Origin of the sequence: Kitasatospora viridis (assembly GCF_007829815.1) — a bacterium.
In the GTDB taxonomy this organism is placed as follows: domain Bacteria; phylum Actinomycetota; class Actinomycetes; order Streptomycetales; family Streptomycetaceae; genus Kitasatospora; species Kitasatospora viridis.
Genome location: NZ_VIWT01000002.1, coordinates 68,987 through 93,603 on the forward strand (window position 1 = coordinate 68,987; position 24,617 = coordinate 93,603).

A 24,617-nucleotide genomic window follows, 5' to 3' on the forward strand; every position below is an offset into this window, starting at 1 on the left:
GGGTGATCGAGAAGGTGGCCTGGATCCAGCTGGACGCGGGCCGCCTCCTCGCGGCCCGCACCCACGGCCGCGACCTGTTCTACCTGCCCGGCGGCAAGCCCGCGCCCGGCGAGACGCACCCCGAGGCCCTGGTCCGGGAGATCCGGGAGGAACTCGGCGTCACCCTCGACCCGGCAACCGTCCTGCCGGTGGTGTGCATCGAGGCCCCGGCGGACGGCAAGCCCGCCGGCACCCTGGTCCGCACCACCTGCTTCACCGCCGACCACAGCGGCACGCCCACCCCCTGCGGGGAGATCGCCGAGATCGCCCACCTCACCCACGGCGACCGCCTGCGCACCAGCGCCACCACCCGCGAGGTGCTGGACCGGCTCGCCGCCACCGGCCGACTGCTGCGTTGGTGAAAGGCGAGTGACGGACCGTCAGAAGCCGTACGGTGGATGATGGCCGGATTCCAACGGGAGGTGAGTCGATGACCGCGCGGCTGTGCGCGACCACGGACGAGGCGGTCGAAGGGATCGCCGACGGCTCCACGGTGCTGGTCGGCGGTTTCGGAACGGCGGGCCTGCCGGTCGAGTTGATCGACGCGCTGGTCCGCCAGGGCGCCAAGGATCTGACCGTGGTGTCCAACAACGCGGGCAACGGGGACACCGGGATCGCCGCGCTACTGGCCAAGAGGCGGGTGCGCAAGGTGGTCTGCTCCTACCCCCGACAGGCCGACTCGTACGTCTTCGACGCGCTCTACCGGGCCGGCCGGGTCGAGTTGGAGCTGGTGCCGCAGGGCACGCTCGCCGAGCGGATCCGGGCGGCGGGGGCCGGCATCGGCGCGTTCTTCTGCCCGACCGGGGCGGGCACGCCGCTGGCCGAAGGCAAGGAGGTCCGGGTCATCGACGGCCGCAGTCACGTGCTGGAGTACCCGATCAGGGGCGACGTCGCGCTGATCGGCGCCCACCGGGCGGACCGGGCGGGCAACCTGGTCTACCGCAGGACGGCCCGCAACTTCGGGCCGGTGATGGCGACCGCCGCGACCACCGTGGTCGCGCAGGTCCGGGAGGTCGTCGACGCCGGCGGGATCGACCCCGAGACCGTGGTGACGCCGGGGATCTACGTGGACCGAGTGGTCCTGGAGGCGGCCGAGTGAAGCCCGAACACCCCTGCAGGGAGGCCGCGAACGGCCCGCTGACCAAGCAAGGGATCGCTGCCCGGCTGGCCCAGGACATCCCGCCCGGCTCCTTCGTCAACCTCGGCATCGGCCAACCGATCCTGGTCGCAGACCACTTGCCGGAAGACTCCGGCGTCGTGCTGCACACCGAGAACGGCATGCTCCACATGGGTCCCGCCGCCGGGGGAGCGGAGGCCGACCCCGAGCTGATCAACGCCGGCAAGGCCCCGGTGACCGAACTGCCCGGCGCGGCCTACTTCCACCACGCCGACTCCTTCGCCATGATCCGCGGCGGGCACCTGGACATCTGCGTGATGGGGGCCTTCCAGGTCTCCACGGCGGGCGACCTCGCCAACTGGGACACCGGCGAACCCGGCGCGATCCCCGCCGTGGGCGGGGCGATGGACCTGGCGATCGGCGCCAAGCGGGTCTTCGTGATGATGACGCTGTTCACCAAGTCCGGTGCGCCCAAGCTGGTTCCGCGCTGCTCCTACCCGCTGACCGGGGCGGGCTGCGTCGACCGCGTCTACAGCGACTTCGCCGTGCTCGACCTCACGCCGCGGGGCGTGCGGGTGCACGAGACCTTCGGTACCACCGTCGGGGAACTCGCCGAGCGCCTGGGGCTGCCCCTGCTCGGTCCGGCCTGAGGTCACTCCCCGGGAGCGAGGACGATGTCGAAGCGCACCCGGGACCAGGCCCGACCGCCCGGTTGCAGGCTGCCCGGCTCCCGGCCGTCGGGTGCCGGGGTGCCGGGACGCTGGTCGGCGAAGCGCTTGACGAGCCCGTCCCGTACGCCGAACACCGCGTCGCCGAAAAGCAGTTGGGGATCGTCCTCGACGAAGATGTGGGTCACCAGGGTGCGGTGGCCGGGCGCGGTCACCATGAAGTGCAGGTGCGCGGGCCGCATCGCGGACCGGCCGGCCGCGGCCAGCAGCCGGCCCACCGGCCCGTCGTCCGGGACGGGGTAGCGGGTGGGCTTGAGCGCCCAGAACCGGTAGCCGCCGTCCCGGTCCGCGCGCAGCCGGCCACGGCCGGCGACCCGGCCGTCGGGGTACTGGACGTCGTACTGGCCGTCCTCGTCGGCCTGCCACACCTCGATCAGGGCGCCGCCCACCGGCTTCCCGTCGGTGTCGGTCACGGTGCCCTCGACCCAGCAGGGCGTGCCCGGCGCGCCGCCCGCGAGGTCGCCGCCGAGCGGGACCTCCGGGGAGTCGGCGACGAAGAACGGGCCGAGCACGGTGGCCTCGGTGGCGTCCCGGTAGGCCTCGTTGTTGACGGCGACGGTCTGCATCGAGACGCCGAGGACGTCCGAGAGCAGGACGAACTCCTGGCGCTTGTCGTCGGTGCGGTGCCCGGCTTCGGCGAGGAACTCGACGGCACCCCGCCACTCCCGCTCGGTCAGCCGGACCTCGCGGACGAAGGCGTGCAGGTGCCCGGTCAGCGACTCCAGCAGCCGGCGCAGCCGCGGGTCGGGGCAGGCCGCGAAGCCGGCGACCGCGCGGTCGGCCAACTCGCTCTCGCGGAGCTCCTGTTCACGGGCGCTCTGGTCGCGGTCGGTGGCGGCCGGGGCGCTGCCGGTCAGGGCGGCGGTGAGCAGGGCCATCAGGTCCTGCTCGGTGACGGGCACGGGGTTGGTGGCGGGTGCGGCTGCCAGGATCCGGCGCACGGCCTCGGGCAGGTCCCGCTCGGTGAGACCGAGATCGGCGAGCCGGCGCGGGGCGCCGAGCGCCTCCCGCAGGCGCTCAAGAGCGGCCACCGCGGCCACCGCCGGGTCGCCGTCCGCCGGGCCGGGGTGGCCGAGGGCGGCGGCGAGCCGGGCCGAAAGCGCGGGCACGGCATGCGCGTTGAGCGCCAGCACGTACGGCAGCACGATCGCGTGGGTCTGCGCGTGCGGGAGGCCGAAGGTGCCGCCGAGCACGTGGCAGATCCGGTGGTGCAGGCCGGAGCCGGCGGACGCGAACGCCACCGCGGCCGAGTAACTGCCGTGCAGCGCCTGCTCCCGCGCGGCCAGGTCGCCGCCGTCCGCCACGATCGCGGGCAGGGCGGCCGCCAGGGCCCGCGCGCCCTCCAGGGCCAGCGCCCGGTTGATCGGGTCGGCGCGCGGGGCCCACAGCGAATCGACGCAGTGGGCCAGGCTGTTGAGGCCCGAGGCCACCGAGAGGCCGACGGGGAGGGTGCGGGTGAGCTCGGCGTCGTGGATGACGCTGACGGGCAGCACGCGGTCGTCGCTGCCGGTGGTCTTGGTCCGCCCCTCGGTCAGGCCCCACACGTCGGTGGCCTCGGACCCGGCGTAGGTGGTCGGCACGGCCACGATCGGCAGGCCGGTGGTCAGCGCGACCGCCTTGGCCAGCCCGGTGGCCGACCCGCCGCCGACGCTCACCAGCAGGTCGATCCCGTGCGCCGCGGCGGCGGCCCGCGCGGCCTCGGCCAGTTCGACGGGCACGTGCTCGACCACCCGGTCGAACCGGAGCGCGACCTCGATGCCCGCGCAGACGCGCTCCGCGAGCTGCCGCCGGCCGGGGGAGGCCAGCACCATCACCCGGGTGGCGCCGAGCCGCTCGCACTCCGCCGCGAGGTGCGCCGCCGCCTGCCCCGAACCGGACAGCACCCGCTGGCCCAGGGTGCGGTGACTGAAGGTCATGGACACGATGGGGTCCCTCCGTCGCGTGACAGTCCTCCCCACCGATGGTGGACGAAGCAGCGCCGGATGGGAACGAGGCGTGACCTGGCGGACCGCGCCGGGTCGGCGGATCAGCGGCCCCGGAAGGCCTGCCGGTAGGCACCGGGAGTGGTGGCCAGCGCGGCGCGGAAGCGGCGGCGCAGGTTGACGGCGGAGGCCAGGCCGACCCGGGTCGCGATCGCCTCGACCGGCAGGTCCGTCCGCTCCAGCAGGGTGCGGGCGGCGGCCAGTCGGCGGGTGAGCAGCCAGGCGCCCGGGCTGGTGCCGAGCTGCTCGGCGAAGCGCCGGGCCAGGGTGCGGGGGGAGACGTTGAGCTGACCCGCCATCAGGTCCACCGAGAGCGGCGCGCCGAGCCGCTCCTCGACCCAGGCGAGCAGGCCGGCCAGGCCGTCGTCGGGGCCGTCGTCCAGCACTGGTGAGGGTTCGTCATGCGGCGCCACCGCCATGTGCCGGGCGAGCCGGTCGGCGAACGCGGCGCCGTGGTCGCTGCGCACCAGGTGCAGGCACAGGTCGAGGCCGGCCCCCGCGCCCGCGCTGGTGGCGACGTCGCCGTGGTCCAGGAAGCGGTGCCGCGGCTCGACGCGCACGTTCGGGAACTCGCGCCCCAACTGCTCGGCGCGCGCCCGGTGGGTGGTCGCCGAGCGGCCGTCCAACAGCCCGGTGCGGGCCAGCGCGAACACCCCGGAGCAGATCGCCGCCAGCCGCGCCCCGCGCGCGTGCGCCCGCAGCAGCGCCTCCCGCACCCGCTCGGGGAGCGGCTCCTCGACCGGCAGCCAGCCCGGCACGATCACGGTGTCCGCGGTCTCCAGAGCTTCCAGCCCGCGCGCCACCGTGATGGCGTACCCGCCGGTGGTCGGCACCTGGCCGGGCGTCTCGGTGCAGGTCTCGAAGGCGTAGTGCCGCGGCATGCCCGGCCGCTCGGTGCCGAAGACCTCGACGGCGCAGCCGAGTTCGAACGTCGACTGCACCGGGCGTACCAGGGCCACCACACGATGCATGGCAGGAAAGTACCCCATGCTGTCAGCCCGGGCCCTCACCGGCCCGGGCCCGCGCCCGGCACCGTGGTGGGCATGCACCCCGAGATCCTCGCCCAGCAGGGCTACACCGCCGTCCGCGCCGATCGGACCCCCACCCGCGAGCTCTTCCCCGGCATCCAGCTGCGCGACCTGTGGCGCGGTCCGACCGGCGCGCACGCCCACCTCCTGGAGATGGCGCCCGGCAGCGGCTGGCCGCGCCGCGACGTCCACGAGCCCGGCCCGGAGGAGGTCTACGTGGTCTCCGGCACCTTCAACGACGGCGCCGTCGACCACCCCGCCGGCACCTTCCTGCACGCCCCCGCCGGCTCCTGGCACCTGCCCTCGACCAGCACGGGCTGCACGCTGTTCGTCTTCTACCCGCAGGGGTAGCGCTCTCGGCGGCGTTACGCGGCCGGGCCGCCCTCGGTGACGAAGGTGTAGAGCTCGACGATCACGCCGTCCCGGCAGTGGGCGATGTCCATCCCGCGCACCACCGGGTTGCCGCCTGCCGGGCCGTAGCGGAAGCCGAGGTGGCCGAGGTCGTGGTTGACCGAGACCGGCCCGTCCGGGCGGAAGGTCCAGTCCGGCGACTGCTCGCGCAGCTCCAGGGCCCGCAGCAGCAGGGCCTCGCGGCCCCGGACGACGCGGTCGGGTTCGTACCAGACGACGTCCTGGGCGTAGGTGGTGGCGACGGCCGCGGCGAGCCGGCCGGGGTCGGGCTCGTTGAAGACGTCGAGCAGGTTGGCACGCATCAGGTCGGCGACGCTGGGGTTCACGGTGCGCTCCTCGTCCGGAGGTCGCTGGCGGCACCCATCGTGGCCGCGGACCCGGGCGAGGCGCAGCCCGCCCCGCCGATCGGCGGCGGGCGATCGGCACGTACGCTTCGTCCGGTATTCGTTGGGTGTGGACCGAGAGGGAGCCTGGTGGCCGGAGAACTGATGGTGTGGGCGGAGGCCCCGCCGCTGCGCACGGCGGGCGAGCTGACCGTCGTCATCGACGGCGCCAAGGCCGGCACGGTCATGCAGGGCACCGCGGCGCCGTTCCCGCTCGCGCCGGGCCGGCACACGGTGCGGGTCGGCGCCCGGGGCTGGCGCTCGAACACCAGCACCGTCGAGGTCGCCGAGGGCGGCACCGTGCGGCTGGCCGTGTTCAGCACGGGCCTGTCGACGATGGGCGCGATCCTGCCGGTGCTGGGTCTGCTGGGCCTGATCCCGGGGCTGATCTACCGGCTGCGTCCGCTGTCGGAGGCTCCGGCCGCGGAGTCCGTCGCGGCTGCTGAGGAGGCCTCCGCCGCTACCGGGTCCGGTCTCTGGTGGGAGTCCGACCCCAAGTTGGCGAAGCGGTACGGCGGCAAGTAGGCCGCACGCGGGGTTCCCAAGGGCTCCGGTGGGGGCCATCATGGCTCCGCGCACTTGTCTGTCCACGGTCATCCGGCGGGGCCCCACAACCCGTCAGGGCCGTCTCAGTCATGCCCCGGTGCGCCGCACGCAGTTGACCCCCACCTCTGTCGAGGAGAACTCATGCGCATCCTCAGGCCCGCCACCCCCGCCCGGCTCACCGCCGCGCTGGCCCTCGCCGCGCTGGCGACCGCCCTGGTCGCGCCCGGCGCCGAGGCCCGCCCGGCCCCGGCCGCCGAGCAGCACGCCGCCCACCAGCACGCGGGCGTCAAGCCGCTCGGCCGTACCACCGGCGCCGGCGCCGCCGGCCGGCTGGCCCGCGCGCCGCAGGACGACAACACGCTCAGCGTCCAGTCCAGCGGCAGCCAGGGCGTGGTCTCGCCGAACCCGCGCGTGTACCTGGTCTTCTGGGGCTCCCAGTGGGCCAACGACCCGGCCGGCGTGGCGCCCGACATGCAGGCCATGTTCAAGGGCCTCTACGGCAGCCAGGACACCTGGGGCACCATCCTCGACCAGTACTGCGAGGGCGTCCCCACCGGCACCACCGACTGCGCCGGCGGCGGAACCCCCATCAGCCACCCGAGCAGCAGCCCGCTGGCCGGCGTCTGGTTCGACAACTCCGCTGCCGCCCCGGACAGCGCCGCCGCGAGCGACCTCGCGGGCGAGGCCGCCAACGCCGCCGCCCACTTCGGCAACACCACCCAGACGCCCAACCTCGACGCCCAGTACGTGATCCTCTCGCCCACCGGCACCCACCCCGACGGCTTCCCCGACTCGGGCTTCTGCGCCTGGCACGACCAGACCTCCAGCCCGTACGGCACGCTCGCCTACACCAACATGCCGTACATCCCGGACAGCGGCGCCGGCGCCTGCACCACCTTCACCGACGGCCGCCTGCTCTCCGGCATCGAGTCCACCGAGACGCACGAGTACGCCGAGACCGTCACCGACTTCTGGCCGAGCATCGGCTGGAACGGCAACAACGGTGAGATCGGCGACGAGTGCCAGGACATGGACGCCTACGTCACCCTCTCCACCGGCACCTTCGACCTCCAGGGCCTGTGGTCCAACGCGACCGACAGCTGCGTCACCCAGGGCTGACGCGAGGTCGGAGCGGTCGGCCTCACCCCGCCTGGCCGAGCAGCCGGGCGGTCTCCGCCAGGCCGGTGCTGTGCGAGCCCTTGACCAGCACCAGGTCGCCCGGCAGCAGTCGCCCCCGCAGGTGCTCCAGCGCCGCGCCGCCGTCGGGCAGCAGGGTGCTGGGGACGCCGCCGGCCTCGGCCTGACGGTGCATCAGTTCGGCCTGCGCACCGCCCACGGCGACCAGTTCGCCGATCCCGAGGGCGGCGGCCCGCCGGCCCACCTCCGCGTGGTGGGCCGGCGAGTCGGCGCCCAGCTCGGCCATCTCGCCGAGCACCGCGACGACGCGCCGCCCGTCGGGGCCGGCCATCGCGAGCACGGTGCGCAGGGCGGCGGCCATCGCGTCGGGGTTGGCGTTGAAGGCGTCGTCGACGATCGTCACCCCGTCCGGACGCTCCGTCACCGCCATCCGACCGGGGCTCAACAGCCGTGCCGCACACAGCGATTCGGCGATCCGGCCGAGCTCGCCGCCCAGCCCCAGGGCGACCGCCGCGGCGGCCGCGGCGTTGGCGACCTGGTGCTCGCCGTGCAGCGCCAGCCGCACCCGGGCCGCCGCGCCGCCGCGGCGCAGCGTGAACGACGGGCGCCCGGCCCGGTCCAGCGCGACGTCCGCGGCCCGCACCTCGCCCGTGCCCAGGCCGAAGGTCAGCACCGGGGCGGCGGTCCGTACGGCCATCGACATCACGTACGGGTCATCGGCGTTGAGCACCGCCAGCCCGTCCGCCGGCAGCGCCTCGACCAGCTCGCCCTTGGCGGCGGCGATCGCCTCCTTGCTGCCGCCGAACTCCCCGATGTGCGCGGTGCCGACGTTGAGCACCAGCCCGACCGACGGCGGCAGGACGCCGGTCAGGTGGGCGATGTGGCCGGCCCGGCTGGCGCCCATCTCGGCCACCAGGTAGTCGGTCGCCCCGTCGGCCCGCAGCACGGTCAGCGGCAGGCCGATCTCGTTGTTGAAGGACAGCGGCGTCGCCACCGTGCGGCCCATCGGGGCCAGCAGCTGGGCCAGCAGGTCCTTGGTGCTCGTCTTCCCGGCCGAACCGGTCAGTGCGACCACCGTCGCCGACTTCAGCCGCGCCGCCACCGTGCGCGCCAGCACGGTCAGCGCCGCCAGCACGTCGGGCACCACCACGGCCGGCACCCCGACCGGACGGGCCGCCAGCACCGCCACGGCGCCCGCCGCCACCGCCTGGCGGGCGAACCGGTGGCCGTCGGTGTGCTGCCCCGGCAGCGCCACGAACAGCGCCCCCGGCTCGGCCAGCCGCGAGTCGATGACCGCGGGCCGGTCCACCGTCGCCGCCGGGTCGGCGACGTCGACGAGCCGGCCCCCGACGGCCTGCGCGATCTGATGCAGCGTCATGGGAACCATGCGGCCGACGGTATCGGCGCCCCGGCGCGCCCGGGGCACGCCACGCGGCCCGGGCTCCCCGGGAACAGCCGTCCGGACTGCCACGATGGCCGGGGGTACGGGTCAGGGCACAGGTGAGGAGCACAGCATGGCCGACCGCGTGGCACCCGTCAGCGTGGTGATCGCCGCCTACAACGCCGAACGCACCCTCGGCGCCGCGCTGGAGTCGGCGCTGCGTCAGGACCCCGGGCCCGCCGAGGTGATCGTCGTCGACGACGGGTCACTGGACGGCACCGCCCGGATCGCCGCCGCCCACCCCGGCGTCCAGCTGCTGCGGCAGCGCAACCAGGGCCCGTCGGCCGCCCGCAACGCCGGCATCGCCCGGGCCACCCAGCCCTGGGTGGCCTTCCTCGACGCCGACGACCTCTGGCTGCCCGGCAAACTGGACCGCCAGCTGCGCGCCCTGGAACGCGACCCGCAGGCCGTGCTGCTGGCGGGCGACTGGGTGCGCGACGAACGGGCGGCCACCGCCGTCCCGGCCGGCCCCGTCAGCCGGCCCGGCTACCGGGACGTGCTGCTGCTCAACCGCTTCCAGACCTCCACCGTGCTGGTCCGGGCCGACGTGCTCGACCGGGCCGGCGGCTTCGACCCCTCGCTCGACGGGGCGGAGGACTGGGACCTGTGGCTGCGCTGCGCCCGGCTCGGCCCGGTGCTCAAGCTGGACGTCCCGCTGGTGGTCTACCGGGACGAGCCCACCGGCTACAGCAAGGACCTGGTCCGGCTCTACCGGCGGATGCTGCCGATGCTCCACCGCGAGCAGGCCCGCCCGCGCACCCGCGACACCCTCACCGCGGGCGCCTTCGCCCAGGTGATGGCCTGGCACCACCTGCGGTTCGCGGTGGCGTTCGTGCTGGCCGGGCAGCACCGGCAGGTCGGGGAGGTGGCGCGCGAGCTGCGGCTGGCCGGACTGCTGCGGCACGTGCCGGCCGCCACCGTCCGCCACCTGGTGCCGTTCCTCGGCGGCCGCGCGCTGCGCCGCCTGCGACCCGGTGCCTAGCCGTCGGCGGGGTGCGGGTCTCGTGCCCGCACCCCGCCACCGGGCTCAGGAGTCGTCCTGGGCCTCCAGGAAGTAGGAGTACCCCGTGGAGTCCGCCTCGACCGACAGCAGGCGCTCGACCTCGGCCAACTGGGCGTCCGAGAGCGGGAAACTCGACCCGATCAAGTCCGGGAACGGTCCGACCAGGCGGGCCGCGTCCGCCTCGGTGAAGTCGGCCGGGAGCTCCCACTCGACGGCCAACGTGTCGTCGCTGCGGTCGAAGCCGAGCACCACCCAGATCACTTCACACACGTCCTTCCCTTGACGGGGCCCTTGAGCGGTTGCCCCGTGTTCGGGTCATACGCTCCCAGGTGCTTCCCCTGCTTGTCGTACATCTCGATCTCGCCGTGCTGCGAGTCCCACTCGTAGATGTTGTTCTTGTCCTCCCAGCGCGGCCGCAGGCCGCCGCCGCGCTGCACCGGTGTCTTCGGGGGGACCCGGCGGGCGTTGGGGAAGCCGGGCAGGCCGCCCTTGGGCGGTGGCTGGCGGGGCTGGATGGCCCGGCTGCCGGGGGCCGGAGTGCTCGGTGTGCCGCCGCCGCTGTTGCCGCCGCCGGACCCGCCGCCCCCGCCCGAGTTCTTCTTCTTGGCGAGCCCGAGCGGGTCGATCTCGTCCAGCGGATTGGTGACGTAGGCGTAGTGGTTGGGGGCGGGGGCCAGCCCGAGCGGGTCGGGCGCGGTGAACCGCGCGCTCTGCGGGTCGTAGTACCGGTGGAGGTTGTAGTGCAGACCGGTCTCGTCGTCGTGGTACTGGCCCGGGAAGCGCAGCGGGCAGTCGGTCGAGCCGTCGCCCGCGATCCGGACGGTCCCGCCCCACAGGGTCGCGGTCCGCTGCCACACCACGGTGCCGTCCGCGGTGACCAGTTCGGTCGGGGTGCCGACGAGGTCGGTGACCACCGCGTGGTGGCGCTCCGTCACCGTGCCGTCGGCGTCGCGGGTCCGCTCGACCTGCGCCACCGGTGCCCAGCTCTGCGGTTCGTACTCCCAGGTCCTGGTGGTGACCGTGGTCCGGCCCACGACGTGCTCGCCCTGCTCGGCCAGCACCTGGTCGTCCCAGCAGAACCGGGTCTCGCCGCGGACCGTGCCGTCGGCGCCGATCAGGCGCTTGGCGGTGCGGCGGCCCAGCGGGTCGTAGACGTAGTGCCAGCGGTCGCCGTTCGGCACCCGGGCGTCGGTCAGCCGGTCGTGGGCGTCGTAGCGGAACTGCCAGCTCCGCTCCTGGCCGGACAGCGTCCGCTCCCGACGCCGGGTCAACCGGCCCTGCTCGTCGTACTCGTAGCTGCAGCGGCCGGCCCGGCGCAGCAGCATGCCGTCGAGCGTGCGGTCGCCCGAGGAGTCGGCTGCGGGCTCCTCGCCCGGCGCGGCGTGCAGCAGGTTGCCGGTGCTGTCGTAGGAGTACTCCTCGGTCCACTCCGCCGAGCGGGAGGCGGTGACCTGGCCCAGCGGGTCGAGTTCGAAGTGCCGGACCCCGTCGCCGTCGAACTGGGAGGTCACCGCGCCGTCGGCGCGGTACGTCCAGTGCCGCTCGGGCAGCGGGGTCGGCCCGCCGACCGGCTTGCGTCCGGGGGCCACCCGGAGCTGACGGGCCGTCAGCCGTCCCCGGCTGTCCCGGATGCTGGTCAGCGCGAGGTCCGCGCCGATGGCGCGGACCGTCTCGTGGCCGGCCGGGCTGTAGCCGAAGAGGAGCCGCAGGCCGCTCGTGTCCACGGCGGTGACCTGGTGGTTCGCGTCGTGCTCCCAGCGGGTGACGGTGCCGCCGGGGGTGCGGCGCTCCACCCGCCGCCCCGCCTCGTCGTAGCGGTTGACCAGGGTCAGGCCGTCCGCGGCCTCGGTGAGCACCCGGCCCGCCGCGTCGTGGGTGAACTCCAGGACGACCTCGCCGTTGTGGGAGTGCACCAGGTTGCCCACCGCGTCGTAGCGGAACTCGGCGCGGGCACCGGCACCGGTGGTCTGGGCGACGATCCGGCCGGCCGCGTCCCACTCGTAGGCCACGCTCTGGCCCGCGCCGTTGGTCCGCTTGGTCAACTGCCCTGCGGCATCGTGCTGGTAGCGCACGGTGCGGCCGTTGCCGTCGGTCTCGGATTCGAGGTTGCCGGCCGGGTCGTAGCGGTAGTGCCAGGAGCGCCCGGCCGGGTCGGCGACCTCGACCAGCCGCAGCTCGGAGTCGTAGCGGTACTCCCAGCGCCGCCCGGCCGCGTCGACGCGGGCGGTGGTCTGCCCGAAGCAGCCCACCTCGTACCGGGTGCGGCCGCCGGCCGCGTCCCGGTGCTCGACCAGCGCGCCCTCGGCGTCGTAGCGGCGCAGCTCGTGGCTACCGTCGGGCAGCACGCGGCGGGTCGGCCGCCCCTCGACCGTCCACTCGTACCGGGTGACCGCGCCCAGCGGATCGGTCTGCGCCGTGATCCGGCCGAACGGGTCGCGGACGTAGCCGGTGGTGTGGCCGAGCGGGTCCGTGACGGCGAGCGGGAGCCCGGCCGGGTTCGACTCGACGGTGGTGGTCCGGCCGGCCGGGTCGACGACGGTGCCGAGGCGGCCCGCGTCGTCGTAGGCGTAGCGCGTGGTGGCGTCGGCGGGATCGGTGACGGCCAGGCGGTTGCCGCGCTCGTCGTACTCGTAGCGCCAGGTGGCGCCGCCGGGCATGGTGATCTCGGTGGGCAGGCCCAGCCGGTTGTACTCGGCGGCGGTGACGGCGCCGTCGGCGTGGTCGATCCGGACCACCCGGCCGTGCGCGTCGTGGTCGTACCGGGTCGTGCGGCCGAGCTGGTCGGTGACCGAGCGGACCTGTCCGTAGCGGTCGTGCTCGGTGTGCACGGTGTGGCCGGCCGGGTCCACCACCTCGGTGAGGTGGCGGTGTTCGTCGTAGTGGTAGCGGGTGCGCCGGCCGAGGCTGTCGGTGACGGTGGTGACCCGCGCCGCGTCGTCGTACTCGAAGGCGGTCGCCAGGACGCCGTCGGACCCGTGGCCGCGGCCCACCCGGCCGTCGGCGTCGTACTCGTAGGCGTACCAGAAGCCGTTGCGGTCGGTCCACGAGGTGATCCGGTCCGCCGCGTCGTGGGCGAGGACCTCGGCCAGGCCCGAGGAGTTCTTGACCTCGACGAGGCGGCCGCGGATGTCGTAGCGGCAGCCGAGGACGGTGGTGCCGAGCCCGTGCCAGGTGCCGTCCAGCAGCCGCAGCGCCTCGATCCGCGGACCGGCCGCGGTGTGGACCACGTCCACGGCCACCCGGTAGCCGCCGTAGTGGCGGATCTCGGTGGGCAGGCCGCTCTCGTCGCGCAGGAAGTCGATCCGGTTGCCGTTGCGGTCGGTGATCCGGTCCAGCGAGCGGGTCGGCGAGGCGGCCCCGTCGGCGGCGGCGAAGTGCCGGGTCCAGCCGGTCTCGGGGTCCTCGATCCGGATCTCGTCCGTGTGTTCGTCCCGGACCAGCGGCCGGCGCGCGCCGTACGCGGGCAGCACCGGCCCGCTGCCGGGCACGGCCAGGGGGTAGCGCAGCAGCTGCGCGTCCTCGCCGGCGTAGTGGATGCCCGAGGCGTCCACCCGCAGGCGCTGGTCCAGCGTGGAGGCCCAGCCCGGACCGAAGAGCTGTCCGTGCCGGTAGCCCGAGGCGTAGGAGCGGCCGAGCACGAGGGGGAGCAGCCCGGGCAGCTCAAGGTCCACCACCGACATGATCATCTGACCGGAGATCACATCGACCGGGTCACCGGCGGTCGTGCAGCCCCCGTTGCCCTCGGAGGGCTGGCCGCCCTCGTCCGCCCCGGCGAGCTTCGGCCCGGTCTCACCGGGCAGGCTCTGGCCGGGGAGCTCGGGGTCGTGCGGCAGGTCCTTGCCGGCGTCCTTCTCCGCGCCGTTCAGGATGTCGTCGAGCGCGCCCTTGTGCTTGGCGTCGGCCTCGGCGGTGTTCTTGGCGACGGTCTTCAGCTTCGTGCCGGCCGAGTGGTAGAAGTCCTTGACGGCCTTGCCGGCGTCCTGGGCGAGGGACTTGCCGATCTTCTTCGCGGCGTCCTCCATCGCCTTGACGATCCGGTTGCTCACGTGAAGTCCACTCCCGCCACCTTGCCGCCCAGCGCCCGCGCGTGGTCGGAGACCTCCTGCGCGTGGCCGGCCATCGTCGTCGCGTGGTCCTCCAGGGCCTTCGGGTCGATCAGGAACGAGTCGCCGGGCCCGGCCGTGCCGTTCACGCCGAGCAGCCCGGCGACCTCCTCGAAGGCCAGACCGCCGACGGCCTTCTCCACCACCGCGACCAGCGGGCCGATCGCGGCCTCGATCACCTGCCCGATGATGTACTGCTCAAGCTGCTGCTCCAGGTAGTCGGTGATCTGCTCGGCGCCGTCCACGATCAGCGCCATGCCGGCCTCGGCCAGGCCCAGGGTCATCACCGAGGCGGCCTGGTCGGCCGCGAACGTCACGGCCAGCGCGCCCAGCTCGCCGATCGCCTGCCACTTCATCGCCACGATGGTGTCGGCGGCGGCGTCCAGCGCGGTGGCCACCGTGTGGCAGGTGTTCACCAGGTCCGTCATGTGACTGGACGACAGGTGCGCCCAACTGGCCACCAGCGCGTCGTAGGAGCCGCCCTGGTAGTGGTCGGCCATGTTGTTGACCGTGGTGGTGGCCTTCTGGTGGGTGCCGTCCACGTTGTCCGCGAACTCGCGCACGTGCGTGGCGAGCTCACGGACCTTGTCCTCGTTCACGTTCGGCCAGTTCACGCCGATGAACTGGAGCATCGTCACCACCGGGCCAGGCAGCTCGATCGCCATGGCAGTTCCCCCATCCCCCGAGTCAGGAGTACGACCATAGCCCAGACGCGAGGATGGCGAATCCGGTTGCGTGCGACCCTTTTCGGCAGGTCAGCGCCCCACCGCAGGCTACTGGAGCCCTGACACCCCGTCCGGCTGAGCCACCGTCACCGGCGCCACCGCCAGCCGGCGCCGGACCACGGCCGCCGCGCCCACCGCGGCGGCCAGGTAGCCCGCGGACACGGCGGCGGCGATCCCCTGCACCCCCGCCGAGCGGTACACCAGCAGGGCCAGCACCACCGTCACCCCGTTGTTCAGCAGGTACAGCCCGAACGCCGAGCGCAGGTCCTGCAAGGCCTGCAACACCCGCACGAAGTACAGGTACGCCGAGAACCCCGGCAGCCCCAGCGCCAGCACCGCCAGCACCTGGCCGGTCAGCAGCGCCCCCGAGCCGCTGGTCGCGCCGTGCCCCAGCAGCAGCCGCACCAGCGGGTCCGCCAGCAGCGCCATCAGCGCCGCGATCGGCACCATCAGCCAGAGCAGCAGCCGCAGCCCGTCCGCCACCCGCTCGCGCAGCGCCCGCACCTCGCCCGCCGCCCAGGCGGTCGCCCAGCCCGGCTGCCGGGCGCCGGTGATCGACACCGCGACGACCCCGAACGGCACCTGGAAGAAGGTGTACGCGTAGGTGTAGGCGCTCACCCCGCCGGGCCGGCTGTTGGCCAGCAGCAGCACGGCGAAGACCGTCGCCTGGTTCGCGGCGACCATCCCGAAGGTCCAGCCGGACAGCTTGAGCACCCGGCGCACCACCGGGTCCCGGGGCGCCCAGCGCCAGCGCAGCCGGGCACCGGCACCGCGCACCCCGGCCGCGACCACCAGCGCCTGCGCCGCGACCCCGGCCGTGGTGCCGACGCCCAGCAGCACCAGCAGGCCGGTCGGCGCGCCCGGGCCGCTCGCCATCGCCTGGGCGGCCCGCCGCAGCGGCCCGGCCAGCGCCAGCAGCAGCCCGATCAGCACCAGGTTGTTGGCGATCGGCGCGAAGGTCGCCAGGGCGAAGCGGCGCAGCGTGTTCAGCACCGCGGTGCCCAGCGCGACCAGGCCGTAGACCAGCACCTGGGGGGCGAACAGCCGCAGCAGCAGCACCGCCGTGGCGCGCTGCGCCCCGGCGCTCGCCAGCGGACTGACCGCGGTGAAGCCGCGCATCACCGGCCCGGCCGCCGCCGCGACCAGCAGCCCGGCCACGGCCAGCAGCACCGTGCACACCGTCACCACGGCCGAGACGCCCGCCCAGGCCTCCGTCTCCTCCTCCCGGTGCAGCAGGGCGGCGAAGACCGGCACCAGGGTGGCGGAGAGCACCCCGCCGAGCACCAGGTCGTACACCATGTTGGGCGTGGTGTTGGCGATGTTGTAGGCGTCCGCCAGCGGCGTGATGCCCAGGGCGTAGGAGAGGGCGAAGACCCGGCCGAGGCCGGTGAGCCGGGACAGCGCCGTGCCCACCGCCATCAGCAGTTCGGGGCGCGGCCGGCGGGTGCGCTCGGCCGGGGCGGTCAGGACGCCGGTCACGACGGCCGCACCGGGGCGGTCGCCGGGGACGGCCGGCGCCGCGAGCGGGCCGGTGCCCGCGCGCCGGTCCAGCCGAGGGCCCGCAGCGCGGCGCGGGCCCGGCCGCGGTCGTCGAACGGCAGGGCGCGGCCCGCCACCTGCTGGCAGGTCTCGTGGCCGCGGCCCAGGATCAGCACCACGTCGCCGGGGCGCGCCGCGGTGACGGCGAGTCGGATCGCCTCGGCCCGGTCGAGTTCGACCACCACCTGCCGGCGGGGGAGCCCGAGGGTGCCGGTGAGCATCTGGGCGACGATCGCCTCCGGGTCCTCGTGGCCCGGGCTGTCGCTGGTCAGGAAGGCGACGTCGGCGGTGGCCGCCATCCGCCCGGCCTCGGGCCGCTTGTACCGGTCCCGGCCGCCCCGGCAGCCGACCACCACGTGCACCCAGCCGGCCGGACCGGCCAGCGAGCGCGCGGTCGCGACCTGCGCGCCGATCGCCCCGGGGGTGTGCGCGTAGTCGACCACCACCAGGAACGGCTGGCCCGCGTCGACCGGTTCGAAGCGGCCGGGCACCGAGTCGCACAGCGCGATCCCGGAGACCGCCTCCTCCCGCGGCACGCCCACGGCCCGCGCGGCGAGGTAGGCGGCGGCCAGGTTGGCCGCGTTGCACAGGCCCACGAGCGGGGCGGTCAGCTCGACCGGGCCGTCCGGGCAGCGCAGCCGGATCCGGGTGCCGCGCCGGTCGGTGACGGCGGCGGTGATCCGCGCCTCGGCCCGGCCGCTGTGGCCGAAGGTGAGCGCCGGCACGTCGCACTGGGCGGCCAGCCGCACCCCCCACTCGTCGTCCACGCAGATCAGCGCCCGCCGGCAGCGCTCGGCCGTGAAGAGCAGCGACTTGGCGTGGTAGTACTGCTCGACCGTGCCGTGGTAGTCCAGGTGCTCGGCGGACAGGTTGGTGAACATCCCGACGTCGAAGGTGACGCCCGCGACCCGGTGCTGGTCCAGCGCGTGGGAGGACACCTCCATCACCGCCGAGCGGACCCCCTCGCGGCGCATCCGGGCGAACGCGCGCTGCAGGTCGGGCGCCTCCAGCGTGGTCAGCGGGGAGCTCCAGCGGTGCGCGCCGATCCGGGTCTCGACCGTGCCCAGCAGCCCGGCCGGGCGACCCGCGGCCACGAACACGGAGTGCAGCAGGTAGCTGGTGGTGGTCTTGCCGTTGGTGCCGGTGATCCCGACGATCGCCAACCGGTCGGCGGGGCGGCCGTGGATCGCGGCCGCCGCCGGGCCGACCGCCCAGCGCACGTTCGGCACCCGCAGCTGCGGCACCGCGAGGTCGAGGAAGCGCTGCACCAGCAGCGCGGAGGCGCCGGCCGCGAGCGCCGCCGGCGCGTGGTCGTGGCCGTCGTGCCGGGCGCCGACCATGGCGCAGAACAGCCAGCCCGGCCGCACCTGGCGGCTGTCGTGCGTGCAGTCGACCACCGCCGCGTCGCCCCCGCGCAGTTCGGCGCCCGGCCACAGCCGCGCCAGCTCCGAGAGCAGCACTGCGGGGGGCGCGGGGGAGCCCCGTCGCGGTGTCGAAGCGCTGTTCCCGGTCATGCCCCACGTCTCCGTCGATCGGCCGGACCCGAGCACCCGGGGGTGCCGCGGTGCACCCCGGTGCACCTGAGGCGACGCTAAGTGACTGATCGCGTTCGTGCCGCTCGGACTGCTCCGGCGGGGGCGGGGCGCCCGGTGTCGGCCAGTCAGGTACGGGCCCGCACGGCCCCGGCCGGGCCTGACTCCGGCTCGGCTGACGGACCGTCGGATCCGTGCTCCGCCCGGGGCGCAGCGACTACGCAGGGCGAAGGGCCGGCTAGCCGTCCAGCAGGGTTCGGGCCGGGCGCACCGCGCCGACCGGCTCGCCGTGGCCGAGGACCGGCGCCGTGGCCAGCTCGGCGAGCACGGCGTCGGCGTCCACCACGACGCCGAGCCGGCGCAGCGCCGCGACCAGGACGACGGGGCGGGCCCGGGCGGAGCCGTCCGCGATCTTCAGCGCGACCGCGGAGCCGTCGGGCAGCGCCAGCGCGTAGACGCCCTCCGCGCCGTCCTTGGCGACCGAGCCGGGCAGCGCGCGCATCAGCCGGGTCACGTCCCGGCCGGTCCCGCCGACGTACTCGGCGTGCCGGTTCATCGCCCGGGCGACGCGCTGCTCCGGGGAGCCGTCGGGGCCCGTCGCGAGGGCGGCGAAGGCCCGGGCCAGGCCGCCGTAGGTGAGGGCGAACAGCGGCGCCCCGCAGCCGTCCACGCCGGTCGCGGCGACCCGCTCGCCGGCCAGCTCCTCGACGGTCCCGCGCAGCGCCTGCTGGAGCGGGTGCCGGGGATCGAGGTAGCTCGCGGTGTCCCAGTCGTTGGCGACACAGGTGGCGAGCATCGCGGCGTGCTTGCCGGAGCAGTTCATGGTCAGCGCGGTCGGGCCGCCGCCGGCCGCCAGGTGCGCGCGGAGCGCGGCCTCGCCGATCGGCAGCGCGGCCGTGCAGCGCAGCGCGCCGGTGTCCAGGCCGGCCCCGCGCAGGACCGCCCGCACGCCGTCGAGGTGGAAGGCCTCGCCGGAGTGGCTGGCACAGGCCAGCGCCAGCAGCTCGCCGTCCAGGCCGAGTCCGGCGCGCAGCATGCCGAGCGCCTGGAGCGGCTTGTTGGAGGAGCGCGGGTACATGGGGCGGTCGGGTTCCCCGACGCCCAGCACGGTCCGCCCGTCCGGGCCGACGGCGAGCACCGTCCCGTGGTGCACCGACTCCAGGAAGTCCCCCCGCCACACCTCAGCCACCAGCGCGTGCACAGCGTTCTCCTGTCTCCTCGATCACGAGTCCGAACGAGAGGCTACCGGCCGCCGAACGGGTCATTTATGGTGGGCGACGTGCTCATCCTTGTTCGCCGCCGCCACGTGGACCTGCTCCGCGTGACCAGCATGTCCTGTCGACGCTCCGGCTGAACCTCGCGCAACCCACCCTCAACGGCGGCCCCACGCGACCGCCCCCATCTCCCGACCCCGGAGCACCCGCCGCACCAGGCGCAGCTCCGGCCACCCCGGTCGACCACCGGGACCGGTCGGGACGCGACCCGACGGATGCCACACATGACGCAGAAGCACACCCCCCGCTCCGAGGCCGACGCCCTCCCGGTGATCGACCTCACGCTCGCCGACGGCAGCCCGCAGGACCGCAGGCGCCTGCACGACGAGCTGCGCGCCGCGGCCACCGACGTCGGCTTCTTCCAACTCGTCGGCCACGGCGTCACCCCGGAGGAGACCGCCGCGCTAGGCGCGGCCATGCGGGCCTTCTTCGCCCTCCCCGACGCCGACCGACTCGCCGTCAGCAACCTCAACTCCCCGCACTACCGCGGCTACACCCGCACGGGCGACGAGCGCACGGCCGGCAGCCGGGACTGGCGCGACCAGCTGGACATCGGCGCCGAACGGCCGCCGCACGTGCCCGGCGCCAGCGAGCCCGCCTACTGGTGGCTGGAGGGCCCCAACCAGTGGCCCGAAGCGCTCCCCGAGCTGCGCACCGCCGCGCTCGGCTGGATCGACCGCCTCTCGGACGTCGCCCAGCGGCTGCTGCACGAGCTGCTCGGCGCGATCGGCGCCCGCCCCGACTTCTACGACGACGCCTTCGAGGGCAACCCCCACCTGCGCCTCAAGCTGGTCCGCTACCCCGGCACCGCGCCCGACGGCGCCGCCCAGGGCGTCGGCTCCCACAAGGACTACGGCTTCATCACCCTGCTGCTCCAGGACACCGTGGGCGGACTGCAGGTCGAGCGCGCGGACGGCAGCTACCTGGACGTCCCGCCGATGGAGGGCGCCTTCGTCGTCAACCTCGGCGAGCTGCTGGAGGTCGCCACCGACGGCTACCTGAAGGCCACCAGCCACCGGGTGGTCAGCCCGGCCGGGGCCCGGGAGCGCTACTCCGTCCCGTTCTTCTACAACCCGCGCCTCGACGCCCACATCGCCCCGCTGGACTTCCCGCACGCCCAGCACGCCCCCGGTGTCACCGAGGACCCGGACAACCCGCTCTTCGCCGACTTCGGCCTGAACGAGTGGAAGGGCTACACCCGGGCCCACCCCGAGGTGACCCGCCGTCACCACACCGACCTGGTGGCCTGAGACCGGGCACGCCGCCGCCCCCGCCGCCCGGTGCGTGACACCGGGCGGCGGGGGCGCGTGGTGGCGCCGGGCAGGTCGGTCAGGCGAGCCGGCGGTGCACCCAGGCGACGGTGACCATCGCCAGCAGCACGGCCAGGCCCAGGCACATGGCGGTCTCGACCGCCTGCAACGGCCAGTAGTCGGTGGCGCGGTGCAGGTCGGTGTACTCGGCCGAGCCGGCGTACTTGGCGGCGCAGTCGGCCGGGGCCGGCAGCCCGCAGCCGTCGTAGGGCAGCTTGGTGCCGTCCGGACGGATGAAGCCCTGGGCGAAGCCCCAGGTGCTGTTGGGCAGTTCGGAGCGCGGGACGATCACCGTGTGCCAGCCCCACAGGTGCGGGCGCACCGCCGTCAGGGCGGCCTGCAGCAGGCCGACCAGCACCACCGTGACCGCCATCGCGGGCAGCGTGCGCCGCAGCAGCGCTCCGGCCAGGGCGCCCACGGCCAGTGCCAGCAGAGCCGTCGCGGCCAGGTCGGGGCCGCCGGTGCTGAAGAAGAACTTGCTGTACCAGGCGATGCCGGAGACGTCGTTGGCCGAGGGGTGCCAGGCCCACCGGTACAGCAGCGCGAGCGCCCCCGCGAGCACCGAGACCAGCAGCCCGGCGGCCGCGAGCTTGGCCAGCACCCAGCGGCGCCGGGTGACCGACTGGCTCAGCACCAGCTTCCAGGTGCCCTGCTCCCACTCCTGGGCCAGCAGCGGCGCTCCGAGACCCGCGCCCAGCACGGCCGGCAGCAGCAACAGCAGCATGCCGGTCAGCTGGAGCAGGCGCCCGTAGCCGTTCCGGAACTCCAGCACCGCTTCCTGGACGCCGGGCTGCTGGCAGTTCGGGTCCAGGCTGATCTCGGCGCAGCCGGCGATGCCGTGGCTGCGGATGAAGTCGACCTCCTGGCCGTGCAACCACAGCGCGCCGACCCCGGCGGCCAGCAGCAGGACCAGTGCCCCCCACACGGCCGGGCGCAGTTGACGCCACATCAGCCAGCGCAGGCCGCTCGGTGCGAACGTGCGGCGCACCGGCGCCTCCAGCACGGCGGTCATCCGCCCACCTCCACCAGTTCCGCGACACGTGCCTCGTCGGTCAGCAGGGGCGGGGCGCCCTGCGCGCGCAGGTGCTCCAGCACCAGTTCCTCCAGGTTCGGCGCCGTGGCCTGCCAGGGCGGCGGCACCGGAGCGCCGGTGCGCAGCAGCGCGGTCAGCTGCCGGCCCGACTCGCGCCGCGCCACCACCAGATGGTCGGCCAGCGTGCCGGCCGCGTCGGCCGGGCCGACCACGATCCGGTGCAGCGCCAGCAACTCCTCGACGTCGCCCGCCAGCTGGACCCGGCCGCCGGACAGCAGCACCAGGAAGTCGCAGGACTCGGCGAGTTCGGCGATCACGTGCGAGGACATCACCACCGTGGTCCCCTGCTCGCCCGCCTCCGCCAGCAGCAGGCCCATCAACTCGTGCCGGGCCAGCGGGTCCAGATCCGCCATCGGCTCGTCCAGCAGCAGCAGGTCGGGCCGCTTGCCCAGCGCCAGGGCGAGCGACACCCGGGTGCGCTGGCCGCCGGAGAGCGAGCCGATCCGGGCGCTGGTCGGGAAGCCGCCCGAGGCCAGCACCTGCTCGGCCTTGGCCTGGTCCCACGCGGGGTTGAGCTCCCGGCCCAGCCGCAGCACGTCGGCCACGGTGAAGCGCGGGTAGAGCGACCGGTCCTGGGGGACGTAGGCGACCCGTTCGGCGGCCCGCTCCAGGGTGCCGGCGCTGGGTGCCAGCAACCCGGCCGCCATGGCCAGCAGCGTGGACTTGCCCGCTCCGTTCGGCCCGACCACGGCGCAGATCCGCCCGGCGGGCAGCGCGAACGAGCACTCCCGCAGCGCCCAGCCGCGCCGGTACCGCTTGCCCAACCCTGTCACGGCCAGGGCTGTCCCTGGTTCAGTCATCGTTTCCCCTCCCGGAGCCGCCGCTCTCGGCGAACTCCTGTTCCACCACCGAGGCCACCAGGGCCGCGACGTCTTCTCGCCCGAGCCCGGCCCGCCTGGCCCGGGCCGCCCACTGGGCCAGCTCGGCGCGCAGCGGCGAGTCGGCCGCGCCCTCCTCGCGGGCCAGCGAGCGCAGCACGAAGGTGCCGAGCCCCGGGCGCGGGGCGACCAGGCCCTCGCGCTCCAGCTCGCGGTAGGCCTTGAGCACCGTGTTCGGGTTGATCGCGGTCGCCGCCACCACCTCCTTGGCCGTGGGCAGCTTGTCTCCCGGCAGCAGCAGACCCAGCCGCAGGGCGTGCTTGGTCTGCTGCACGATCTGCAGGTACGTCGCCACCCCGCTGTGCCGGTCGATGCGGTAGTCCATCCTGCATCACCATTCCACTAAGGCATTAGTGGAATGGTGATGCAGGGGATGACGGCACGTCAAGTCGACCGGTGGCGTGACCGGCGGGGGGAGGGGGTTTGGCGAGGTGGGAGGGGGTGACGAGGAGTCAGTGGGGTGTGCTGTGCGTGGGGTGCGGTCCGGCGGCGTCTACCAGGGTCGGGAGTGCTCCGCTCCGGTGAACATGCGGGCGGCCGCGTGGATGCTGGTGCCGGGCTGATGGGCCGTCACTGCGGTGCTGCGCGTCCAGCGGGTGTCCAGGAGTGGGCGCGGGCGTCCGGGCAGCTGGAACCAGGCCGCCCCCGTTCGCCGGCCCACCCGCCCGCAGGTGAAGGCGTCCGGGTCGAAGGAAGGCCCGCCGTACCGGGTTGCCTCCTCGAAGAGCTGATTGGAGGCGGCCAGAGCGATGTCCGCCCGTTCCCGGTCGAGCAGTTCCCAGGTCGGGCGCGCGATGGACAGTCGGCAGCTGATGGCTACCGCGGTCCCGTGGATTCCCGTCATGGTGAAGAAGACCGGGCCGGCGTCCATCCCGATCAGCAAGGCCAGCGGAGCTCGTCGCCCCGCGTTGGCGCGACGCAGGCGCTCGTGCACCGCGGCCGGCCAGGAGCCCAGCAACCGGCCCGGCGGCACGTCGCCGTGCATCGCGAGCAGCACGCCGTCGCCGCGCTCCTCCCAATACAGCGCGGCCTCGGGGACGCCGACGTCGGCGAAGGCCCCGTAGAGCACCGTGCGGAGCTCCGCGCGCGTCCGCGCCCGGGTGGCCTCGTCGTCGGCGTCGCCCCCCTGGACAGCGACGGTGATCACCAGGGCGTGGGCCTGCTCCGGGAGCGCCGCCTCGCACGGCGGACCGGCGGCGTCGAGCCCGAGGTGCTCGGCCACGCGCGCACCGATCGCCTCGGGCAGCGGTGCCATGAAGGGCCGCACGTGCGGGGCGCCCAGGCTGGAGGCGGCGAGCAGGTCGGCGAATCCCTCGGCCGGGTCGGGGACGGCCGGGTCGGCGGCGGGTCCCGCCGGGGTCAGGTCTTTCCGGATGGTCATCGTCCCCCCTCGTCAGTTCGTGACGGAGTCGGAATTGTCGTTGCGATGCTTGGTGCGGGCCCGGCCGACCCGGCTCTCCAAGGCTTTCGTGCTGAGGTCGACGCGGTGGGCGGCCTCGGCCTGGCTGTATCCGGCGCCCCGCAGTACGAGGGCCTCGCGCAGCTTCGGGTCGGGCAGGGCGGTGAGCACGCTCGCCACCTGGCTCCGCAGCACGACGGCCTCCAGTGGATCGACGGCGCGCTGGTCCGGCAGGGCGGCCAGCACCTCGTCGGCGTCCTCGCTCACCTGCCGGGCGGCGGCCGTGCGGCTGCGGTGCCAGCGCTGGTACTCGCCTTTGAAGGACAGCAGGCACGCACCCAGGTAGAAGGTGGTCAGGCTCGCCCCGCCGGTGGGGCTCCACCGGCCGTTGACCAGGGCCTGACGGTGGAACAGCCGGGCGCCGGCCAGGATCGTCTCGGTGGCGACCTCGTGGCGGTCGTCGCGCTCCCACGGCGTGACGATCATGCTTTCCGGCACGGGGCGCCCGGCGGCGCGGGCCTGGGCGAAGACGATGCCCGAGCCGCACCACGGGGTGAGCACGTTCCAGCCGTACTGCATCAGTTGACCCATGACCTGCTGGTACAGCGGCCCGGCGAACCCGACCTGCCGCAGCCGCCGCACGACCTCCGCGTCCGCCGCGAGCCTGGCCGCACGGTCACCGGCCGTTCCGCCGCCGGCCCGGACGAGCTCCTCGTCGAGCGCGGCCAGCCGCTCCCCGTGCTCCGCGGCGGCACCGGGCCGGATGATCGAACGGCCCGAGGCAGACCGGGGGCCTCCGGGCCCCGCAAGCTCGTGTTCCACACCTGCTCCTCCTCGACGGTCCTGTGCCGACCCCCCGACGGCCCCTCGCACCCGTTCTAGGCCCCCGACCCCGGCCGCCCCGCGCCCCGACACCGATTTTCCCAAGTGACCTACGTCACGCGAGGGG

General features: G+C 74.7%; 23 protein-coding genes. 8 read left to right on the forward strand and 15 right to left on the reverse strand.

Going from position 1 to position 24,617, the window contains the following annotated elements; genetic code table 11:
- Positions 1–2 precede the first annotated feature (2 nt).
- From FHX73_RS27620 to FHX73_RS27630, 3 genes are all read left to right on the forward strand, one after another.
- Positions 3–401 carry an NUDIX hydrolase gene (locus FHX73_RS27620; RefSeq protein WP_145908616.1) on the forward strand — a complete coding sequence of 133 codons (399 nt, stop codon included), beginning with the start codon at positions 3–5 and terminating at the stop codon, positions 399–401.
- A gap of 68 nt (positions 402–469) precedes the next feature.
- A complete protein-coding gene (locus FHX73_RS27625; protein ID WP_145908617.1) occupies positions 470–1,138 on the forward strand; it encodes a 3-oxoacid CoA-transferase subunit A in 669 nt (222 codons plus the stop codon).
- Positions 1,135–1,806, forward strand: a complete 672-nt coding sequence (locus FHX73_RS27630; protein WP_145908618.1) for a 3-oxoacid CoA-transferase subunit B — start codon at positions 1,135–1,137, stop codon at positions 1,804–1,806. Before FHX73_RS27625 ends, FHX73_RS27630 begins: the two co-directional genes overlap by 4 nt.
- A gap of 2 nt (positions 1,807–1,808) precedes the next feature.
- Here FHX73_RS27630 and FHX73_RS47525 read toward each other — a convergent pair whose 3' ends face one another.
- Both FHX73_RS47525 and FHX73_RS27640 read right to left on the reverse strand, forming a co-directional pair.
- Positions 1,809–3,800, reverse strand: a complete 1,992-nt coding sequence (locus tag FHX73_RS47525; RefSeq protein WP_342795329.1) for a maleylacetate reductase and hydroxyquinol 1,2-dioxygenase domain-containing protein — start codon at positions 3,798–3,800, stop codon at positions 1,809–1,811.
- A gap of 110 nt (positions 3,801–3,910) precedes the next feature.
- Positions 3,911–4,837, reverse strand: coding sequence for a GlxA family transcriptional regulator (locus tag FHX73_RS27640; protein WP_145908619.1), 927 nt, complete (start codon positions 4,835–4,837; stop codon positions 3,911–3,913).
- Positions 4,838–4,909: 72 nt separating this feature from the next.
- On the opposite strand from FHX73_RS27640, the gene FHX73_RS27645 reads away from it, so the two are divergent.
- Entirely contained in the window at positions 4,910–5,245 is a 336-nt protein-coding gene (locus FHX73_RS27645; RefSeq protein WP_145908620.1) for a cupin domain-containing protein, read from the forward strand.
- A gap of 14 nt (positions 5,246–5,259) precedes the next feature.
- Here the strand turns inward: FHX73_RS27645 and FHX73_RS27650 are convergent, their stop codons facing one another.
- Positions 5,260–5,631, reverse strand: coding sequence for a nuclear transport factor 2 family protein (locus FHX73_RS27650; protein WP_211786351.1), 372 nt, complete (start codon positions 5,629–5,631; stop codon positions 5,260–5,262).
- Positions 5,632–5,778: 147 nt separating this feature from the next.
- On the opposite strand from FHX73_RS27650, the gene FHX73_RS27655 reads away from it, so the two are divergent.
- Together FHX73_RS27655 and FHX73_RS27660 are read left to right on the forward strand one after the other, a co-directional pair.
- Positions 5,779–6,213 carry a hypothetical protein gene (locus FHX73_RS27655; RefSeq protein WP_145908621.1) on the forward strand — a complete coding sequence of 145 codons (435 nt, stop codon included), beginning with the start codon at positions 5,779–5,781 and terminating at the stop codon, positions 6,211–6,213.
- Positions 6,214–6,375: 162 nt separating this feature from the next.
- Positions 6,376–7,353 (forward strand): hypothetical protein, encoded by a 978-nt coding sequence (locus FHX73_RS27660; protein ID WP_145908622.1) that lies wholly within the window; start codon positions 6,376–6,378, stop codon positions 7,351–7,353.
- Between the two features lie 22 nt (positions 7,354–7,375).
- Here the strand turns inward: FHX73_RS27660 and FHX73_RS27665 are convergent, their stop codons facing one another.
- Positions 7,376–8,758, reverse strand: coding sequence for a UDP-N-acetylmuramoyl-tripeptide--D-alanyl-D-alanine ligase (locus FHX73_RS27665; protein ID WP_145908623.1), 1,383 nt, complete (start codon positions 8,756–8,758; stop codon positions 7,376–7,378).
- A gap of 127 nt (positions 8,759–8,885) precedes the next feature.
- Between FHX73_RS27665 and FHX73_RS27670 the strand changes: the two genes are divergently transcribed.
- Positions 8,886–9,794 carry a glycosyltransferase family 2 protein gene (locus FHX73_RS27670; protein WP_170305099.1) on the forward strand — a complete coding sequence of 303 codons (909 nt, stop codon included), beginning with the start codon at positions 8,886–8,888 and terminating at the stop codon, positions 9,792–9,794.
- Positions 9,795–9,839: 45 nt separating this feature from the next.
- On the opposite strand, the gene FHX73_RS27675 is transcribed toward FHX73_RS27670, so the two are convergent.
- From FHX73_RS27675 to FHX73_RS27700, 6 genes are all read right to left on the reverse strand, one after another.
- Complete coding sequence (locus tag FHX73_RS27675) at positions 9,840–10,085, reverse strand: DUF7683 domain-containing protein (protein WP_145908625.1); 246 nt, start codon at positions 10,083–10,085, stop codon at positions 9,840–9,842.
- Positions 10,073–13,861, reverse strand: coding sequence for a colicin E3/pyocin S6 family cytotoxin (locus tag FHX73_RS27680; protein WP_145908626.1), 3,789 nt, complete (start codon positions 13,859–13,861; stop codon positions 10,073–10,075). Before FHX73_RS27680 ends, FHX73_RS27675 begins: the two co-directional genes overlap by 13 nt.
- A complete protein-coding gene (locus FHX73_RS27685; protein WP_145908627.1) occupies positions 13,858–14,583 on the reverse strand; it encodes a WXG100-like domain-containing protein in 726 nt (241 codons plus the stop codon). Before FHX73_RS27685 ends, FHX73_RS27680 begins: the two co-directional genes overlap by 4 nt.
- A 108-nt stretch (positions 14,584–14,691) precedes the next feature.
- A complete protein-coding gene (locus FHX73_RS27690) occupies positions 14,692–16,122 on the reverse strand; it encodes a lipid II flippase MurJ (RefSeq protein WP_145908628.1) in 1,431 nt (476 codons plus the stop codon).
- Positions 16,119–17,696 carry a UDP-N-acetylmuramoyl-L-alanyl-D-glutamate--2,6-diaminopimelate ligase gene (locus FHX73_RS27695; RefSeq protein WP_145908629.1) on the reverse strand — a complete coding sequence of 526 codons (1,578 nt, stop codon included), beginning with the start codon at positions 17,694–17,696 and terminating at the stop codon, positions 16,119–16,121. The genes FHX73_RS27690 and FHX73_RS27695 overlap by 4 nt, the downstream gene beginning before the upstream one ends.
- A 256-nt stretch (positions 17,697–17,952) precedes the next feature.
- Complete coding sequence (locus tag FHX73_RS27700) at positions 17,953–18,915, reverse strand: asparaginase (RefSeq protein ID WP_145908630.1); 963 nt, start codon at positions 18,913–18,915, stop codon at positions 17,953–17,955.
- 297 nt (positions 18,916–19,212) lie between these two features.
- Here FHX73_RS27700 and FHX73_RS27705 point away from each other — a divergent pair, with 297 nt between their 5' ends.
- On the forward strand, positions 19,213–20,238 hold the full coding sequence (locus tag FHX73_RS27705) for an isopenicillin N synthase family dioxygenase (protein WP_145908631.1): 1,026 nt from the start codon (positions 19,213–19,215) through the stop codon (positions 20,236–20,238).
- 79 nt (positions 20,239–20,317) lie between these two features.
- Here FHX73_RS27705 and FHX73_RS27710 read toward each other — a convergent pair whose 3' ends face one another.
- The 5 genes from FHX73_RS27710 to FHX73_RS27730 form a co-directional block, all read right to left on the reverse strand.
- A complete protein-coding gene (locus FHX73_RS27710; protein ID WP_145908632.1) occupies positions 20,318–21,310 on the reverse strand; it encodes an ABC transporter permease subunit in 993 nt (330 codons plus the stop codon).
- Entirely contained in the window at positions 21,307–22,191 is an 885-nt protein-coding gene (locus FHX73_RS27715) for an ABC transporter ATP-binding protein (protein WP_145908633.1), read from the reverse strand. The genes FHX73_RS27710 and FHX73_RS27715 overlap by 4 nt, the downstream gene beginning before the upstream one ends.
- Positions 22,184–22,594 (reverse strand): GntR family transcriptional regulator, encoded by a 411-nt coding sequence (locus FHX73_RS27720; RefSeq protein ID WP_145908634.1) that lies wholly within the window; start codon positions 22,592–22,594, stop codon positions 22,184–22,186. The genes FHX73_RS27715 and FHX73_RS27720 overlap by 8 nt, the downstream gene beginning before the upstream one ends.
- A gap of 168 nt (positions 22,595–22,762) precedes the next feature.
- On the reverse strand, positions 22,763–23,650 hold the full coding sequence (locus tag FHX73_RS27725; protein WP_145908635.1) for a hypothetical protein: 888 nt from the start codon (positions 23,648–23,650) through the stop codon (positions 22,763–22,765).
- A 12-nt stretch (positions 23,651–23,662) separates the two neighbouring features.
- Positions 23,663–24,490, reverse strand: a complete 828-nt coding sequence (locus tag FHX73_RS27730; RefSeq protein ID WP_145908636.1) for an RNA polymerase sigma factor — start codon at positions 24,488–24,490, stop codon at positions 23,663–23,665.
- Between the last annotated feature and the right edge of the window lie 127 nt (positions 24,491–24,617).

What these genes read in the sequence shown, in the direction of transcription:
- FHX73_RS47525 (WP_342795329.1), bottom strand. Translation starts at nt 3,800, where the DNA reads ATGACCTTCAGTCACCGCACCCTGGGCCAGCGGGTGCTGTCCGGTTCG.
- FHX73_RS27715 (WP_145908633.1), bottom strand. Translation starts at nt 22,191, where the DNA reads ATGACTGAACCAGGGACAGCCCTGGCCGTGACAGGGTTGGGCAAGCGG.
- FHX73_RS27685 (WP_145908627.1), bottom strand. Translation starts at nt 14,583, where the DNA reads ATGGCGATCGAGCTGCCTGGCCCGGTGGTGACGATGCTCCAGTTCATC.
- FHX73_RS27670 (WP_170305099.1), top strand. Translation starts at nt 8,886, where the DNA reads ATGGCCGACCGCGTGGCACCCGTCAGCGTGGTGATCGCCGCCTACAAC.
- FHX73_RS27665 (WP_145908623.1), bottom strand. Translation starts at nt 8,758, where the DNA reads ATGGTTCCCATGACGCTGCATCAGATCGCGCAGGCCGTCGGGGGCCGG.
- FHX73_RS27710 (WP_145908632.1), bottom strand. Translation starts at nt 21,310, where the DNA reads ATGACCGCCGTGCTGGAGGCGCCGGTGCGCCGCACGTTCGCACCGAGC.
- FHX73_RS27625 (WP_145908617.1), top strand. Translation starts at nt 470, where the DNA reads ATGACCGCGCGGCTGTGCGCGACCACGGACGAGGCGGTCGAAGGGATC.
- FHX73_RS27725 (WP_145908635.1), bottom strand. Translation starts at nt 23,650, where the DNA reads ATGACCATCCGGAAAGACCTGACCCCGGCGGGACCCGCCGCCGACCCG.
- FHX73_RS27660 (WP_145908622.1), top strand. Translation starts at nt 6,376, where the DNA reads ATGCGCATCCTCAGGCCCGCCACCCCCGCCCGGCTCACCGCCGCGCTG.
- FHX73_RS27640 (WP_145908619.1), bottom strand. Translation starts at nt 4,837, where the DNA reads ATGCATCGTGTGGTGGCCCTGGTACGCCCGGTGCAGTCGACGTTCGAA.
- FHX73_RS27720 (WP_145908634.1), bottom strand. Translation starts at nt 22,594, where the DNA reads ATGGACTACCGCATCGACCGGCACAGCGGGGTGGCGACGTACCTGCAG.
- FHX73_RS27695 (WP_145908629.1), bottom strand. Translation starts at nt 17,696, where the DNA reads ATGACCGGGAACAGCGCTTCGACACCGCGACGGGGCTCCCCCGCGCCC.
- FHX73_RS27645 (WP_145908620.1), top strand. Translation starts at nt 4,910, where the DNA reads ATGCACCCCGAGATCCTCGCCCAGCAGGGCTACACCGCCGTCCGCGCC.
- FHX73_RS27705 (WP_145908631.1), top strand. Translation starts at nt 19,213, where the DNA reads ATGACGCAGAAGCACACCCCCCGCTCCGAGGCCGACGCCCTCCCGGTG.